This window comes from Streptomyces sp. NPDC087440 (assembly GCF_044744005.1).
Taxonomy (GTDB): Bacteria; Actinomycetota; Actinomycetes; order Streptomycetales; family Streptomycetaceae; genus Streptomyces.
The window spans coordinates 42273-58289 of record NZ_JBIUXN010000001.1; the positions used below are offsets into that span (position 1 = coordinate 42273).

General features: G+C 73.2%; 16 protein-coding genes. 1 reads left to right on the plus strand and 15 read right to left on the minus strand.

Going from position 1 to position 16017, the window contains the following annotated elements; translation table 11 throughout:
* Nucleotides 1-8 precede the first annotated feature (8 nt).
* Nucleotides 9-431: an acyl-CoA thioesterase gene (locus tag ACIO3O_RS00225; RefSeq protein ID WP_401740048.1), complete on the plus strand. Its 423-nt coding sequence runs from the start codon at nt 9-11 to the stop codon at nt 429-431.
* Between the two features lie 93 nt (nt 432-524).
* Here ACIO3O_RS00225 and ACIO3O_RS00230 read toward each other — a convergent pair whose 3' ends face one another.
* The 15 genes from ACIO3O_RS00230 to ACIO3O_RS00300 all read right to left on the minus strand — a co-directional run bounded on the left by ACIO3O_RS00230 (nt 525) and on the right by ACIO3O_RS00300 (nt 15672).
* Complete coding sequence (locus ACIO3O_RS00230; protein ID WP_401740049.1) at nt 525-1706, minus strand: NAD(P)/FAD-dependent oxidoreductase; 1182 nt, start codon at nt 1704-1706, stop codon at nt 525-527.
* 130 nt (nt 1707-1836) lie between these two features.
* Nucleotides 1837-2895, minus strand: coding sequence for an LLM class F420-dependent oxidoreductase (locus tag ACIO3O_RS00235; RefSeq protein ID WP_401740051.1), 1059 nt, complete (start codon nt 2893-2895; stop codon nt 1837-1839).
* Nucleotides 2892-3836: an alpha/beta hydrolase gene (locus ACIO3O_RS00240; RefSeq protein WP_401740052.1), complete on the minus strand. Its 945-nt coding sequence runs from the start codon at nt 3834-3836 to the stop codon at nt 2892-2894. The genes ACIO3O_RS00235 and ACIO3O_RS00240 overlap by 4 nt, the downstream gene beginning before the upstream one ends.
* A gap of 103 nt (nt 3837-3939) precedes the next feature.
* Nucleotides 3940-4686: a 3-oxoacyl-[acyl-carrier-protein] reductase gene (fabG, locus tag ACIO3O_RS00245; protein WP_401740053.1), complete on the minus strand. Its 747-nt coding sequence runs from the start codon at nt 4684-4686 to the stop codon at nt 3940-3942.
* 166 nt (nt 4687-4852) lie between these two features.
* A complete protein-coding gene (locus tag ACIO3O_RS00250; protein WP_401740054.1) occupies nt 4853-5107 on the minus strand; it encodes an acyl carrier protein in 255 nt (84 codons plus the stop codon).
* A gap of 106 nt (nt 5108-5213) precedes the next feature.
* On the minus strand, nt 5214-6020 hold the full coding sequence (locus ACIO3O_RS00255; RefSeq protein WP_401740055.1) for an SDR family oxidoreductase: 807 nt from the start codon (nt 6018-6020) through the stop codon (nt 5214-5216).
* Nucleotides 6017-7021 carry a beta-ketoacyl synthase N-terminal-like domain-containing protein gene (locus tag ACIO3O_RS00260; protein WP_401740056.1) on the minus strand — a complete coding sequence of 335 codons (1005 nt, stop codon included), beginning with the start codon at nt 7019-7021 and terminating at the stop codon, nt 6017-6019. The genes ACIO3O_RS00255 and ACIO3O_RS00260 overlap by 4 nt, the downstream gene beginning before the upstream one ends.
* Nucleotides 7018-8346 (minus strand): beta-ketoacyl-[acyl-carrier-protein] synthase family protein, encoded by a 1329-nt coding sequence (locus ACIO3O_RS00265; protein ID WP_401740058.1) that lies wholly within the window; start codon nt 8344-8346, stop codon nt 7018-7020. The genes ACIO3O_RS00260 and ACIO3O_RS00265 overlap by 4 nt, the downstream gene beginning before the upstream one ends.
* A complete protein-coding gene (locus ACIO3O_RS00270) occupies nt 8343-9314 on the minus strand; it encodes a beta-ketoacyl synthase N-terminal-like domain-containing protein (RefSeq protein WP_401740059.1) in 972 nt (323 codons plus the stop codon). Before ACIO3O_RS00270 ends, ACIO3O_RS00265 begins: the two co-directional genes overlap by 4 nt.
* Complete coding sequence (locus ACIO3O_RS00275; RefSeq protein ID WP_401740061.1) at nt 9311-10453, minus strand: beta-ketoacyl-[acyl-carrier-protein] synthase family protein; 1143 nt, start codon at nt 10451-10453, stop codon at nt 9311-9313. The genes ACIO3O_RS00270 and ACIO3O_RS00275 overlap by 4 nt, the downstream gene beginning before the upstream one ends.
* Nucleotides 10450-11994, minus strand: coding sequence for an AMP-binding protein (locus tag ACIO3O_RS00280; protein ID WP_401740063.1), 1545 nt, complete (start codon nt 11992-11994; stop codon nt 10450-10452). The genes ACIO3O_RS00275 and ACIO3O_RS00280 overlap by 4 nt, the downstream gene beginning before the upstream one ends.
* Nucleotides 11991-12953 (minus strand): beta-ketoacyl synthase N-terminal-like domain-containing protein, encoded by a 963-nt coding sequence (locus ACIO3O_RS00285; protein WP_401740065.1) that lies wholly within the window; start codon nt 12951-12953, stop codon nt 11991-11993. The genes ACIO3O_RS00280 and ACIO3O_RS00285 overlap by 4 nt, the downstream gene beginning before the upstream one ends.
* Nucleotides 12943-14175, minus strand: coding sequence for a beta-ketoacyl synthase N-terminal-like domain-containing protein (locus tag ACIO3O_RS00290; RefSeq protein WP_401740066.1), 1233 nt, complete (start codon nt 14173-14175; stop codon nt 12943-12945). Before ACIO3O_RS00290 ends, ACIO3O_RS00285 begins: the two co-directional genes overlap by 11 nt.
* A complete protein-coding gene (locus tag ACIO3O_RS00295) occupies nt 14175-14486 on the minus strand; it encodes an acyl carrier protein (protein ID WP_401740067.1) in 312 nt (103 codons plus the stop codon). The genes ACIO3O_RS00290 and ACIO3O_RS00295 overlap by 1 nt, the downstream gene beginning before the upstream one ends.
* Nucleotides 14464-15672 carry a 3-deoxy-7-phosphoheptulonate synthase gene (locus tag ACIO3O_RS00300; RefSeq protein ID WP_401740068.1) on the minus strand — a complete coding sequence of 403 codons (1209 nt, stop codon included), beginning with the start codon at nt 15670-15672 and terminating at the stop codon, nt 14464-14466. The genes ACIO3O_RS00295 and ACIO3O_RS00300 overlap by 23 nt, the downstream gene beginning before the upstream one ends.
* Nucleotides 15673-16017: the final 345 nt, after the last annotated feature.

Here is a 16017-nt window from a genome sequence, read left to right on the forward strand (position 1 = left end):
AACCAGCCATGACCGAGCCCTTCACCGTCCGCGTCACCGTCCGCGTCTACGAGACCGACGCCCAGGGACACCTCAACGGCAACGTCTATCTCCAGCACGCCGAGCACGCGCGGTGGGAGCTGCTGAACGCGGCGGGCATCCACCAGGGCGACCTGCTGAAGAAGCGGGTCAGTCCGGTCAACCTGGAGACGACCATCCGCTACCACCGCGAAGTGGTCGCCGGTGACGAGGTCGACGTCAGCTGCGCCTTCGTCTTCGGCGAGGGCAAGAGCTTCCGGGTGGAGCAGACCATGACCAAGACGGACGGCACTCTCGTGGCGGAGGTCTTCAACGTCGGCGGCATCCTCGATCTGGACGCGCGCAAGCTCGTCCCGGACCCCCGGGAGTGCTTCCGCTCGGTGGCCGCCCGTCCCGCGGTGGCCGGCTTCTAGACCGGTCCGTCCGGACGCCGGCCCTCCCCGCCTCTCTGACGGCGGGCGAGGGCCGGCGTGCGTCTGCTGTCCGGCCGGTGAGGACGGCCCGCGTCACGCCCCGACGCGTTCTCGCAGTTCCGGCGTCATCAGCTCCTCCGACGGCAGTACGCCGGAGATCGCGGAGAAGAAGCGCGCGGTCAGCTGCGGGTCGCCCACGATGGCCCGCATCAGCGGCAGTCGGCGGCCCGGCCGCAGCTCCGCCGCCGCCAGGGTGTCCCGATAGCCGTCCATGACCAGGTCGTCGCGTCGCTCGCCGTACTGGCGCAGCGACTTGTCCAGCCCCGGCCCGTCCCGCAGTCCCTCGCCGACGGATTCGACGAGTGCGACAGCCTGCCGGAAGGCGTCGGTGATGCCCTTGCCCGTCAGCGAGTCCTTGTGGTGGCCCGCGTCTCCCACGAGCGCCCAGCCGGGGCCGGCCGCCTGACGGAAGAAGTTGCGCTGGTCGCCGGTGCCGAACAACCGGTCCTCCTGCGTGGCCCCCGCCATGCGGTCGGCGAGCACGGGTGCGATCGCGGAGATGTTGCCCAGGTAGGCGGAACGGGCGTCGGCCCGCACCCGGTCGTACTCGGCCATCGGGAAATACGTACCGACGAGGGTCAGGCCGTCGTTGGTGGGGACGAACCCGGCCCACTTGCGGGTGCTCTCGTACACTTCGAAACCGGTGTCGATGCCCGACCAGAACGAGTAGTACACACAGGTCAGAAGGGGATCCTCGATCTCGGTCCCGGCGCCTGCGAGCTCGGCGACCTTCGAGCGCATGCCGTCGGCGCCGACCACCAGGCGGGCCCGCTCCTCGAACTGCTTCCCGCCCGAGCGGTAACGGACGCCGGTGACCCGGCCCTCCTCGAACAAGAGCTCGTCGACCGTGGACTGCTCCCGGAACTCGGCGCCCGAGGCGACCGCCCCCTCGGTGAGGATGTGGTCCAGGAGGTAGCGCCGCGGCGCGTATGCGGCGGTGACTCCGTCGGCGGGCCACGAAGACCCTTCGAGGGCCACGTCCTTGACCTGGTGGCGGATCTTCTCTATCGGCGGGCAGCCGGTCGCCGCGACAGCGTCGAGCAGCCCCCAGCGGTTCAGATGGGCGACGCCCGGCTGGTGGATGTAGAGGGTCGAGAGAGTGTCACGGGGATGACGTACGCGGTCCAGCAGCAGCACGCGGTATCCGGCACGGGCGAAGAGCATCGCGGTCGGGGAGCCCGCGACCCGCGCTCCCACCACTATGACGTCGTACACGGGACGACCATGCCTTTCCTGAGGGTGAGGGTCCGGAGTGCGGAGACGGGGCCCGGTGGAGGGCCGGGCGGGGAGGCGGGCGTCCGCGCGGACAGGCGCGGCGTCACCGGGGCCGCGCGCGTCGTGGGGTTCATCCGACGCCCGCCTTGTCCAGGGCGTCCGCGAGGGAGCGCAGGGTCCGCAGGCCGTCCTCCGCGTCCGTGGGGAAGATCATCGCGGACAGCGTGGTGACGCCCGACCCGGCGTGCTCCCGCAGCAGGCCGGCGACGCGGTCGACGGGACCCAGCAGGCACGTGCGTTCCAGGAACCGCTGGGGTATCGCCTCGGCGGCCTCGCGCGGGCGCCCCTCCAGGTACAGCTCCTGGACGCGGCGCGCGGCGTCCGGGTAACCCATGCGGGCGGCGAGGCGGTTGTAGAAGTTCTCCTTGCGGGACCCCATCCCGCCCAGGTAGTGCGCGGTGTACATGCGGACGCGGTCCGCGCAGTCGGCGACGTCGTCTCCGATCACCGCGGGCATCGAGGACACGACGTCGAACCCGTGCAGGTCCCGGCCCGTACGCGCCCTTCCCGCCCGCAACAGGGGCAGATGCTCGGCGACGGTCTCGGGCTGGAAGAAGACCGAGAGCCAGCCGTCGGCCACCTCCCCGGCCAGTTCCACGTTGCGCGGGCCGACGGCTGCCAGGTAGACCGGCACGTCCTTGCGACGCGGCCGGGTGCCCAGGCGCAACGGCTTGCCCGGTCCGTCGGGCAGCGGCAGCCGGTAGTGCGCGCCGTCGTACACGACGTCCTCCCGGCGCAGCGCCATGCGGACGATGTCCAGGTACTCGCGGGTGCGCGCCAGTGGTCTGTCGAAGCGGGTGCCGTGCCAGCCCTCGGCCACCTGGGGCCCCGAGACACCGAGGCCGAGCCGGAAGCGGCCCTCGGACAGGATGTCGAGCGTGGTCGCGGTCATGGCGGTCATGGCGGGGCTCCGGGCCGGGATCTGCATGGCGGCGGTGCCCAGGCCGATGCGGCTGGTGTGGGCGGCGAGGTAGCCGAGCAGGGACACGGCGTCCGAGCTGAAGGCTTCGGCCGTCCAGGCCACCGCGTAACCGAGCCGTTCCGCCTCCTGGACGTAGCGGGCGGAGGTCCTCGGGTCGGCGCCCGCGCCGAGCGGGCCGAGGTAGCGCAGGTTCAGTCCGAGTCTCATCGGTGCACCGTCCTGGTCGGTTCGGCGGCCGTCTCCGTGGCGTTTGCGGTCCGTACGCGCGTGGTGTCCAGGAAGTCCAGGACGGTCGAGGTGTAGCGGTCCTTGTCGGTCCACAGGCCGCGCAGATGCCGGGCGCCCGGAAGCACGAGCGTGCGGGCGTGGGGGTAACGGTGCGCGAGGCGCACGATCTCCTCGGCGGGCACCACGGTGTCCGCGCCGCCGCCGATGAAGAGCATCGGGGTCGTGGCGTATCCGGGCGCGGTCGGGGCCGGCGGCCACTGTGTGCTGCCGATGGTGAGGTGGTTGAACAGTTCGAAGGCCCGTGCGGCGACGGTGGCGGCCCTCCCCTCCCGGGAGCGTTCGGGGAGCGTCAGCAAACCCTCGCGAAGCAGGTTCGGAGAGATCGCCGGGGGGTCGCAGGCCGGTCCGCTGTCGCAGACCACGGCGTCGACGTCCCGGTGCAGCGTGCGCAGCGCACGCAGCATCGCGAACGAGGACAGCGAGAAGCCGTAGAGGACGAGCCGGGGGCGGGTGCCCCCGGTCAGGACGGCGCAGTGGCGAGCGGCCGCGACGGTGTCCTGGGCGAACCTGCGGTCGAAGCCGGTGAAGCCTCGGTCACGGTAACTGTCGCCGTGGTTGCGGTAGTCGAACAGGAGCACCGAGTGCCCGGCCCGGTGCAGGGCCTGGGCGTAGGGCAGGCTGCGGGACTTGTCGAGGCCGAGCCCGTGGCCGAGCAGCACCACGCGGTCGGTCCGCTCCGCGGCGCAGTACCAGCCGGAGAGGGTCCGGCCGCCGCGGCCCGCGGGGATCGTCACCTCCTGCGCCGTGAGTCCGAACTGCGCGGGACGGCGGCGACGTGCCGTTCCCGGCGGGTGGAAGGCGGTGTACGCGGCGCGCAGGGCGTCGAAAGGCGCCGCGAGCACCCCGCCGCGGCCGCTCACGACCGCGTCCCTGGCCGAAGGCGCAAAGTCCGCGTGCGGTGCGTCGGGCCGCACGCCCCGGGCGTACGCGCATGGCCGCCCCCGGAGTTCGTACCGCTGCTGCTCACACCACCAGCCCTCCGTCGACGCCGAACACCTGGCCGCTGATGTACGCGGCCCGCGGCGACACGAGGAAGGAGACGAGGTCGGCGACCTCCTCGGCCGTTCCGAAGCGGCGCAGCGGAATCCTGCCCAGGATCTGCTTCTTGGCGGCGTCGGACATGGCCGCGGTCATGTCGGTCTCGATGAGCCCCGGAGCGACGGAGTTGACGCGGATGCCGTACCGTCCCACCTCTTTGGCGAGCGAGCGCGAGAAGCCGATGATGCCGGCCTTGGACGCCGCGTAGTTGGTCTGGGTGGCGTTGCCGTACACGCCCGCCACGGACGACATGGTCACGATGGTGCCGGTACGCCGCTTCATGAAGGAGTAGACCGAGGCGCGACAGACGCCGTACGTGCCGTCGAGGTTGGTGGCGACGACGTCGCGCCACTGGGCGTCCTCCATGAGGACGAGCGGGCTGTCGCGCACGATGCCCGCACTGGTGACCACGGCGTCGAGCGAGCCGAGTTCCGCCTCGGTCCGGGTGACGAACTCGCGGGCCGCGGCCGGGTCCGCGACGTCCAGCGCGCAGGTCAGGGCCCGTGCGCCGAGTTCGGTGATCTCCTTGGCGACCTGTTCGGCCGCGCCGGTGTCCGAGCGGTAGCACAGGGCCACGTCGAAGCCGTCGCGGGCGAGCCGGGTGGCCACGGACCGCCCTATTCCACGGGAACCCCCGGTGACGAGGGCGACCGGTCGTGCGCCGTCACTCATGATGCCTGCTGCCTTTCGCTGGACGTGCGGGTCGGTGTCCGCGGCCGCCCTCGCGGGGCGGCCACGGGACGCGGGCCGGCGGACGGTGGGGCCCGGCCGGTGGTGCGGGGCGGGTCCGTGGGCCCGCGCCGACGCGCGGGGGCCCACGGACCCGGGGCCGGGACGGTTACTTGAGCCGGGAGTCGACCAGTGCTCGCACCTGGAGCAGGTTGGACACCTGCTTGAAGTCGGACTCGTCGACCTTGATGGCGTACTTCTTCTCCAGGTTGACGACGATCTCCAGGGCCATCAGCGAGTCGACCTGGAGGTCGTCGACGAAGTGGGCCTCGTCGGTCACTTCTTCGACGGGGAGTTCCAGGGCGTCGGCGACGAGCGAGCGCAGTTCCTCGGTGTCGACGGCGACAGCGGTGTTCTCGGACATGTGGTGACTTCCTTCCGTGGAGACGTGCGGGATGCTGCGGGTGGAGCTGGTGGCGGTGGCTTCGGGTGACGCGCGGTCAGGTCAGGGCACGTCGGATCGGGTCAGGTCAGGCGGTGAGGATCTCGCCGCCGTCGATGCCGATGACGTTGCCCGTGAGCCACGAGGAGTCGGACATCGAGAGCAGGACGACCGCCTCGGCGACGTCCTCGGGTTCGGTCAGCCGCCGGTGCGGGTTGGCGTTGCGGCACACCTCCGCGTAGGCGGCGCTGCCCGGGATCTTCTCCAGGGCGGGCGTGAGCGTGGTGCCCGCGCGCAGGGCGTTGGCCGCGATGCCGCGCGGTGCGAGTTCCGCCGCGAGCTGGCGCAGATGGGCCTCCAGTGCGGCCTTGGCCGCGGACACGGGCCCGTAGCTGTCCAGGACCCGCGTGCTGCCCGCGCTGGTCATGCCGTAGATCTTCGCGCCGCGGCGCAGCAGTCCCGCCGCCAGCAGGTCCTGCGTCCAGTAGACGAGGCTGTTGGCCATGACGTCGAGGGTCATCGCCAACTGCCGCGAGGTGACCGTCTCCTGGTCCTGCGGGCCGTCCGGCGCGGCGGCGAACGGCAGCAGCGAGCCGAACGCCAACGAGTGCAGCACGATGCGGATGCCCTGGTCGCCTGCGAGGTCGACGGCGCGCGCGACCACCTCCCTGCGCGTGTTCGCGCTCGCCGCGTTGAGGTTGAAGAAGTGCGCAGACACTCCGGTGTCGCGCAGTTCGGCCTCGAACTTGGCGGCGGCCTCGGCGTTGTCGGCGGTGTCGAAGTGGACACCGATGACGTTGCCGCCGCGTTGTGCCAGCGCTCCGGCGACGGCCCTGCCGAAGCCGCTGGAGACGCCCAGGACGAGGGACCAGGATCCCTGGATGTCCGTGATCATTGCCGGTTCCCTTTCTGCTGGGGGTGGACTTGCTGCTGGGGATGGTGGGGGGCCGGGGGCCCGGGGGCGTCCAGCCGGGCGAAGGCCACGTTGCCCTCCGCCGCGGCCGTCACGAGGATCCTGCGGCGGCCGTCGCGGGCGGCGAGCGCGGCGACCAGGTGGCGCAGCGGGGTGAGTGCTCCGGCGCCGGCGGGGAAGAACGTGAGATCCGCGTCCTGGGCTCCCAGCCAGGCCAGCACGGCTTCGCCGACGGGCGAGTCGTCGACGACCGCGTCGACCTTCGGGATTCCTTCCGCGTCCGCGACGAGGTCGCGCCAGACGTCGGCCAGTACGCGGGGGGCACCGGCGCCGGACGCCAGGAAGGCCGTACGGACCCGCACGGTCCCGTACCCGGACCCCGGGGACCGCGTGTCCGGGCGGGCGCAGATCAATGCGACGGCTCCGGTGTCGCTGCCCTCGGCACCCGGTTCGCCGGGCGGCAGTGTCTCCTCGGTCGCCCCGACGACCAGTGTGTCCGCGCGGTCGGCCGCCAGCGCCCTGGCACCGGCGCCGAGCGCGTCCAGGGCCGCGGTGCGCGGCGAGTTGACGGTGAGGGTGAATCCGTTGACCTGGTGCTCCGTCGCGAGCCGGGACGCGAACAGGCTCATCGCGAAGTACGGCGCGCTCAGGGGGGCGATGGCCGCCGCGCCCTCGTCGAGGATCGTGCGGTCCTGCTCGTCCAGCAGCGCCATGCCCGCGTTGTTGGTGCCCACGACGACACCGCGGCGGTCGGCGGGCACGGCGGACAGCGCCCCCTCGGCGTCCTGCTGCGCATTGCCGGTGGCGGCGAGCAGGTACTGACAGCCCGACGGCAGCCGCTTGTAACCGCGGCCCGGCAGCGCCGTGGCCACGTCCAGCCAGCCGGGGCCGCGGGTGCGGGTGACGGCGGGCGACAAGGCTTCGGCGGGTTTGTCGGTGCCCGGCAGGCAGACGCCCACACCGAGTACGTTCAGGGTGCTCATGCGGCGGCTCCCCCGAGGTCGACGTCCCGGCGGGCCGGGCCGGAGCGGGCGGGTGCGGGGCGCGCGGCGGCCGCCGGGCCCGGCGCGTCCCGGTGTGCGGCCGCTCGTCCGGGCGCGGCGGTCAGCGCCAGCGAGACATTGTTGCCGCCGAAGGCGTAGGCGTTGACCAGCACCGAGGGCACGCCCAGCGGCACCGGTCCGTCCTGCGGCAGCCACACCGCGCAGCGCGGATCCTGGGCCAGGACGGGCGCGTTGGCCGGGACCTGCCCGTGGTGCAGCATCAGTGCCGCCGTCAGCACTCCGAACGCGCCCGCGACTCCCGCGGTGTGGCCGATCATCGCCTTGAGGCTGAACAGGGGGAGCTCGTCGCAGTGCGCCCCGAACACCGCACGCAGCGCCTCGCTCTCCACGACGTCGTTGAGCGGGGTTCCCGTTCCGTGCGGTACCACTGCTCCGACCTCGTCGGGCCGCAGGCCCGCCTCGGCGAGCGCCCGGCGCATGCCGCGTACGGCCTGGACGCCGCCGGGATCGGGGGCGGTGGGGTGGTGGGCGTCGCAGCTGAAGGCGGCGGCCGACAACTCCGCGTACACCTTCGCCCCCCGGGCCTCGGCGTGCTCCGCCGCCTCCAGCACCAGCATCGCCGCGCCGTCGCCGAAGAGGGTGCCCTGCCGGTCGGTGTCGAAGGGGCGGCACGCCACCGGGTCGGCCGCGCCGATGCGGTTGAAGACGCCCATGCCCACCCGGGTCGGGCCTTCGGCCCCGCCGGTGAGGACCACGTCCGCCTCGCCGGCACGCACCATGTCGGCGGCGACGGACGCCGCGTAGCCGCTGGCCGCGCAGGCGTTGCCGAAGCTGGTGCTGCCACCGGTGGCCCCGATCGCTGCCGAGACGGCGGCGCAGGTCACCGTCATCGGCGACCAGGTGCCGGCGGCCGGGCGCGTCGGCGCGTCACGTCGCGCGGAGCGTCGGGCCTCGTGCTGTCCGGCGTTGCCCATCTCCACGCCGAGCACCACGCTGAGGCGTTCGCGCAGTACGGCGTCGAGGCCCGCGTCCGCCACCGCTTCGCGGGCGGCGGCGACCGCCATGCGGGGGCCGGCACCGAGCTCGACGTGGGCGTGCCGCCGGGGGCCTTCGGGCACGTCGGCCTCCGGCACCAGGTACATCAGCCGGTTCGCCATGCGGGCGTCCGGGTCCGTCACGGGGCGCGGCGCGGCGCCCCCGTCGGCGAGTCCCTGCCAGAACGCGGGCACGCCCGAACCCAGACAGGAGATCGCTCCGAGGCCGGTGACGACCACCCGGCGGCCGTGCCGGTCGTGGGCGCTCACGGCATCTCACCGGCTGCGGTCAGCACGAGTGCGGCAGCCCCGTCGTCCTCGGCCCCTCCGCCGCTGGTGGCCAGGACGGGTCCCGGCCCCCCACCGGCGAGATGTGCGACGCCCACAGCCGCTTGCAGGACGCCGAGCGCCCCGGAGCAGTGGCCGAGCCGTGCGGAGAGGTCGAGCGCGGAGGCCGTCGCGGCGTCTTCGGCCGACCCCAGCCACAGGCCTGCGACAGCGGTGTCGTCGCCGAGCGCGCCGGCGCGGGCGGTGGCGGAGTCGGCGGCCCGCACGCTGCGCGTCAGGGTGGCCAGGGGGTGGGCACCGCGCGCGGCGACGCGTTCCGACGACTCCAGGACCAGCGCCGCCGCGCCGTCGAGCGGGGTGCGCCCGGAGCCGTCGTCCAGCAGTTTGGCGGCGGGCTCGGTGTCCGGTTCGACGCCGATCACGACGACGGTGTCGGCCCTGCGCGCGGCGAGCAGGTTGTGCGCCCAGTGCAGGGCGTCGGCTCCGCTGGTGGCCCCGTTGCACACGGTGAGGTTGGGGCCGCGCATGCCGTACCGGATGGCTATCCAGCCCGCTGTCACGTTGGACGAGGTGTGCGGCAGCCCGAGGGGGCTCAGTCCGGTGACCGTGTGCGCGGTGATGGTGTCGACGAAGTCGCAGACGCTGTCGAGGTTGCCGAGGTTGGAGGAGATCACCACGGCGGTGGTGTCACCGGGGCCGGTGTACGTCTCGCCGTCGTCGGACAGCAGACCGGCCTGACGCAGCGCGGGGGCGACGGCCCGCAGGGCGAGGCGCGAGGCACGGTCCTTGTGCCGCATCTCCCGGCCCTTGAGACCGGTGCCGGGGTCGAATCCGCCGTCGGGGTCGCCCGGAGCGAGGAGATCGGCGGCTTCGGTGAGGCCGGGGACGGCGGTGCCCACCCCGGTGATCACGGCGGACGCCGCCGTCCTTTCCTCATGGAGCGCGGTCACGGGCGGTCCCCCTTCTCCAGGACGGCCACGGCGTTGATGCCGCCGAAGCCGAAGGCGTTGATCTGTGCGGTGGTCATCCGGGCGGTGGCGGCCGTGTCGCGGACCAGCCGCAGACCGGCCGCCTCCTCGATCGGGTCGGTCAGTCCCAGGACGGCCGGGACCACGCCCTCACGCAGGGCGAAGGCCGCGGTGATCAGGCTGAGGAGTCCGGAGCCGCCCAGGGTGTGCCCGGTCATGGACTTCACTGCGGTCAGCAGGGGGCCCTGGCCGACGCCTTCGAAGACCCGGGACACCGCGGTCGCCTCGGCCGAGTCGTTGAGCTGGGTGCCGCTGCCGTGCAGCATCACCAGATCGATCTCGTCCGCCTTGAGTCCGGCCCTGCGGTGCGCGTCCCTGATGGCCCACGAGATGGCCGTCGGGTCGGGGGCGGTGGGATGCGAGGCATCGCAGTTCGTGCTGACTCCGCGCACGACGGCGTGAACTCCCGCGCGGGAGACGCCCTTTCGCTGGACGACGACGGCGACGGAGCCCTCGCCCATCAGCATGCCGGCCCGTGCCCGGTCGAACGGCCGCAGGGCGCGCGGCGTATCGTTCTGCACCCGGTCGAGCGTCCCGAAGGCGCTCTCGGCGATCGAGTCCGTGCCTGCCACCACGACGGTGTCGGCCTGCCCCAGCTCGATCATGTCGGTGGCCAGGGCGAGCGTGTACAGCGTGGCCGCGCAGGCGTTGGCGAAGGTGTAGCTGCGCGCGGTGCCGAACCGGTCCCGCAGCGCGCTCCCGAAGTGCAGGTCCGGCATGGTCAGCGGGGCCCCGTCGCGCCACCACAGCTCCGCCGAGCGCTGTTCGCGCAGGGTCGTCCCCACGAGGACGGGAATGTCGCCGTCCGCCGCGTCGAGGCCCGCGTCGGTGAGGGCCTGCTCGACCGCGGTCTCCAGCCAGCGGGTGGCACGCAGCGGGCGGTCCGCGCCGTCCGGGCCGCGGTCGTCGATCTCGTAGGCCTGCTTCGCCCGGTACTTCTCCTGGTCGAAGGCGCGCAGTCCGGCCAGGCCGCTGCGGCCGGCGCACAGCGCGTCGTAGACGGCGCGCGGGGTGTCGCCGATGCTCGCCACGGCGCCCAGGCCCGTGATGTCCCAGCTCATCGGCCCGGCCCCGCTTCCCGTCCCGCGGACTCCCGCAATCGGTTGCGGGCCAGCTTTCCGGTGGACGTGGTGGGCAGGACGTCGATCACCTCGACCCTGGCCGGGCGCTTGAACGGCGCGAGGCGGGCGCGGAGGAGGGCGAGTATCGCCTTGCGGGCGACTCCGGGGTCAACGCCCGGCACGGGGACCGCGTACGCGACGGCCTGGTCCAGGCCGTTCTCGTCGCTCACGGCCACCACCGCGCACTCCGCCACCTCGACGGCCTCGCGCACGACCGCCTCTATCTCGCTGGGGGCCACCTTGTAGCCGCCCATGTTCAGCAGGTCGTCCGCGCGGCACAGGTACCAGAGGTCACCCGCCTCGTCGCGGCGCACGATGTCGCCGGTGTACGCGCCGCCGTCGGCGAAGGTCCGGCGGGTGGCCTCGGTCCGGTTGAGGTAGCCCAGTGCCACGGAGGGCCCGGCCACGTGCAGGGCGCCCTCGGTGCCGTCCGGGAGCAGGGCGCCTTCCTTGTCCCTGACGGTCGCGGTGACGCCCGCGACGGGGCGGCCGGTCGCCCCGGCGGTGGCGGCCTCGGGCGGGGTGGCGACGACGATGTGCAGGGCTTCGGTGGCACCCAGGCCGTTGACGAGAGGCACCCCGAAGGCCTCGCGCACCTGTTCGGTGAGGGTGGCCGGGCAGTGCTCGCCCGCGGTGACCGCCAGCCGCAGCGACGCGATGGCGTCGGTGCCGTGGGCGGCGGTGAGCGCGATCAGGGCGACGTACATCCGGGGGACGGAGAACAGCACGGTCGGCCGGTGGCGGCGCAGTGCGCTGTGGACGGCGTGCGCGTCGACGCCGCCGCGCAGCACCACGGTGCGGGCGCCCGCCGCCAGCGGCAGGATGACGGAGTTCCCGAAGCCGTAGCCGAAGGACACCTTGGCGGTGGAGAGAACCGTGTCGTCGGGGCCGAGTCCGGTCAGCGAGCCGACCGCGGAGGTGACGGCCTCGATGCCGCCGGCCGCGTGCAGCACTCCCTTGGGCGAGCCGGTGCTGCCCGAGGTGTACTGGATCAGTGCGGGCTGCCCGGCGGCCCAGTCCGCCTCTTCCGACGCCGAGCCGGGGGCGTGCACACGGGTGTCGGGAGCACCGCCGAAGACCGTACGGACTTCCTCCCCCGTGCTGCGGGGCAGGCCGTTGATGTGTTCGCCCAGTTCGCGCCGGTCGGCGTTGGGGAGGTCGAAGTGCGCGAACCCGGCCTCGCAGTCGGCGGCCATGAACCGCAGTTCGGGGTCGGAGAGCGCGGGACTGACCGGCACGGGCACGCACCCGTGCCACCACAGGCCGAGGATCGCCGCGGTGGTCGCCACCGAGTCGTCGGCGACCACCAGTGCCCGTGTGCCCGCGGGCACGCCCCGCTCGCGCAGCGCGCCCGCGTAACCGGTCACGGCGGCGTGCAGCTGCGCGTAGGTCACCTCGCCGACGTCGGGGTCCAGGTGGCTGACGCGGTCCCCCGCGCCTGCCCGCACATGCCTGCCCACCAGTAGTTCCACCAGGTTCATCGCGGATCCTTCCTCGGGGACGTCGCTTCCAGGGCAACGGCGTTGCCGTTGCCGAGGGCCAGCGCGAGCACGCGCGGGCCCCGTCGTTGCGAAGTGCTGTGGTCCGCCGTCCGGGCGACGGCGGCGATCAGGGCGGCGACGCCGCCCGCGGCCCCCAGGTCACCGAGCTCGTCCTCGACGCGCAGCGGCGTCGCCAGGCTCAGCGGGGCCAGCGCGTCCGGTGCGGGGGCGTCGGCGGCCGACGCGGACAGCACCATCCCGTTCGCCGGCCCGTCCATGCGTGCCAGGCAGGAGCGGACGAGGGCGTCGATGCCGCCACGGGTCCAGCGGGCCCTGAGGACCGGCCGCAGGGTCGTCGCCCGGTGGCCCGGGGCCTCCGGGCGGAGCACCAGGCACAGGGCCCCTTCCGCGGGGTCGCCGTCGGGGCCGCTCCGCCAGGCGGAGGCCTCGGCGGACCCACCGACCACGACCCGCTCACACCGCCGGCGGGTCAGCATGCGGATCGCCTCGGTGACGGCGTGGGCGCCCGCGTCCCGCCCGCCGGTCACGTTCAGGTACGGTCCGTCGAGTCCCAGCCGTACGGAGAGCTCCGTCGCCGGCGCGGTGAACGCGGAGTGCGCGGTGCGCCGCGGGGAGACCCGGGTGGGCCCGCTCACCGGAATGTCCGCGCAGGTCTGCGCGTAGTCCGCCAGCCCCGCGGTGGACGTCGCCCAGACCGTGGCGGTCGCGCCCGGCGCCCCGGCGGCGCGGCATGACGTGGCACCAAGGGCGGCGGTGGCCGCGGCGAGCGCGTGTGCGTGCTCCGGCGCCTCCTGCGCGAAGGTGCGCGGGCCGGACGGTGCGAGCAGTTCGGCGAGCCCCGCCGCGCCGGGCAGCCGGACGCCGACCCCTGCCACAGCTGCCGCCGTTCGGCGCACGGGGGCGCTGGGGGCGGTCCGTACGACGGTGTCAGGCCGCATCGTCGCTCCCGGCCGCACCGAGCAGCAGTGCCGACACCCCGCCGCCCAGCCCGAAGGCGAGGCTGAGCACGGAGGCGAGGTCCGCCGGGCGGCCCGGGGGCGGGACCAGATCCAGCCCGGCGCAGTCCGGGTCGGCGCGGCGGAGGGTGGCGTTGCCCGGGAGGTGGCCCTCGGCCAGCGCGAGCACGGCGACCACGGCTTCCAGGACGCCGGCCGCGCCCTGGGTGTGGCCGAGCACGCCCTTGAGCGAGGAAACGGCGGGTTTGCGCCGCGTGGGGCCGCCGAGGGCGGCGGCGATCGCCCGTGCCTCGATCCCGTCGCTCGCGGGGGTGCCGGTGCCGTGTGCGCACACCCAGTCGACGCTCTCCGGTGACCGGCCCGCGTCCGTCAGGCAGGTGCGGATCGCCCGGACGAGGGCGTCACCTGTGGGCCGCGGCCGGGTGAGGTGGTAGGCGTCGGCCGCGCCGCCGTGTGCCAGCAGGACGGCCAGCGGCTCGGCGCCTCGTGCGGCGCAGTGCGCCGCGCTTTCGAGGATCAGGACGCCGGCGCCCTCGGCGGGCTGCATGCCGAGCCGGTCGGCGTCGAAGGGGCGGGGTACGTCGGGGGCGAGCGCCCGCAACGTGGTGAACATGGCGAACACTTCCTGGGACAGCTCCTCCGCCCCGCCGCAGATGGCGACGTCCACCTCGCCCTCGGCGATCGCGTCGGCCCCGAGGGCCACGGCGTCGCCGCCGACGGAGCAGCCGGAGGCCAGTTGCACCGCGGGCCCGTCGTACGGCACCACGTCGGGCATCAGATCGAGCAGCCGCTCCGGCTCGGCCCACTCGGTGCCCTCGGGCGTCAGGCCCTCGGAGGTGATCCCGTGGTCGAGCACCGGCCTGGTGGCCATGACCGTCCCGGCGAAGACCCCGGTGCGGTGCCCGCCGGTGAGTCGCGCGACGTGCGCCGCCTCCAGGGCGGCGGCCGCCAGGAAGCGTGCCGCGAGCGAACGGTGCGGCGCCACCAGGGAGTCGAGCTGTGACAGCGCGTCGCAGGGAACTTCCCCGGCGCGGTCCGAGGGGTGGCGGGAGGTGTCGAAACGGGTGACGGGGCCCGTCGTCACCCTCCCCCCGCGGACGGCCTCCCACAGCGCCCGCCGGCCCAGCCCGGCCGGTGAAACGGCGCCGACTCCCGTCACCACCACACCCGGCCGCCCCGGCGCGCACTCCACCGGCGCCGCCATCAGACCGTCTCCTGCTTGGTGCGCAGCAGCGCCACCACACCGGCGGCCGACGTCGCTCCGGCGGCCTCGTCCGGGCTGATTTCGACACCGAAATCCCGCTCCACCCGGACGACGATCTCGACCTTTTCCAGGGAGTCCGCCGCAAGGTCGTCGTAGAATATGGAGTCCGCCTCCACGTTCTCGAATTCTATTTCGAGGACATCGGCGACGATGCTGCGCACACGATCGAGCGCGGCGACCTTCTCCACTCCGGGCATCGACTTCTCCACTCCGGGCACCGACTGCTCCTCAATTCCAGTTCGCAGCGACATGAATTGCCTGTTCCACATTCAGCCGGGGATCGCACAGCGAGGTGGAGCGGCCGTCGCGACCGGTGAGTTCCGACGCGTCGGTGACGCACTCGCCGACGTCGTCGGGAGTGGTCTCCAGATGAAGTCCGCCGGGGAACAACCCGATGTCGCGCAGAGCACCCTGGAATTCACGGATCTCCTGCACGACGGAGGTCAGCAGTCGCGTCTTGCGCCCACTGGCGGCCCTGACGGTATTGCCGTGCATCGGGTCGCACAGCCAGACCACCGGGTGCCCAGCCTCCCGCACCCGCGCGGCCAGCGCCGGCAGGCGACGGCTCGCCTCTCCGGCTCCCATGCGTGCGATGAGGGTCAGCCGGCCGGGGCTGCGCTCGGGGTCCAGCAGTGCGCACAGGCGCAGGAGTTCGTCCTCCGTCATGCTGGGGCCGACCTTGCAGGCGACCGGATTCGACACCAGGGCCAGCATCCGTACGTGTGCCCCGTCGATCTGCCGGGTGCGATCGCCGATCCACGGCCAGTGCGTGGACGTCAGCAGCAGATCTCCCTCGCTGCCGCGGCGCAGTTGCGGCAGTTCGTAGTCCAGCACCAGGGCCTCGTGGCTGGTCCACACCGGCACCCTGGTGATCTCCTGCTGCTTGCGCAGGTACGCCATGGCGGTGGTCGCGGACTCGTGACAGGCGAACATGCGCAGCGGATCGGGCCGACGGTCCTCCTCGGTCTCCTTCGGCCCGTTGACCAAGTGACCCCGGTAGACGGGCAGTTCGACGCCGTCGACGATCTCGGTCGGAGCGGACCTGGGCTTGGCGAACTGACCGGCGAAGCGGCCCACCCGGAGCACCGGGAGCCCGGAGCCGATCTGCATCACGCCGGCGAGAGCGTCCAGCAGGCCGGTCTTCCGGCCGAGTTGGGCGGGCGTGCACTCGGCCGGGTCCTCGGCGCAGTCACCCGCCTGAATGACCTGCCTGCGGCCCTCCGCGACCTCGGCCAGGGCCGAGTGCAGGGCGTTGACCTCGACGGCGTCCACCAGCTCCGGCAGCAGAGCGAGGTCCCGCCTGATGCCCGTGACGAGCCAGTCGTCGTTCCAGGCGGGCTGCTGGCGCGAAGGCAACAGCCGCCAGGACCGCATCTCGTCCTCGGTGAGGGCGGAATGGAATTCGGTGAGTCCGGCCCAGTTGATGGCGACATTCATGAAGGTTCGATCCCCGTATCCCCTGTCGGCAGCCTCGGCACAGAGCAACTGAATGAGGCACAAAGTGAATCGTCGGTGTTCGGCACGTTACAGCCGAATGACGCTGAGGTTGAACGATTGTTTCGGCTGAACAGCCGGTGTGCGCAGCTGAGTCCGTCGCGGTCAGCCGATTTCGAATGTAGCCGCCTGGAAGCCCTTTCGGGCTACCCGTACGAGTAGCCGGAAGCTGTTGACAACCTACTCGCCCGGCACAGCGCGCAGCGTATGTGAGTAGTGGCCCCCGCCCGGCCCGGCTGCAAGACTCTGGTCGCAGCGCAGGAGAAGTGTGAATGCGCGAAAACAAGA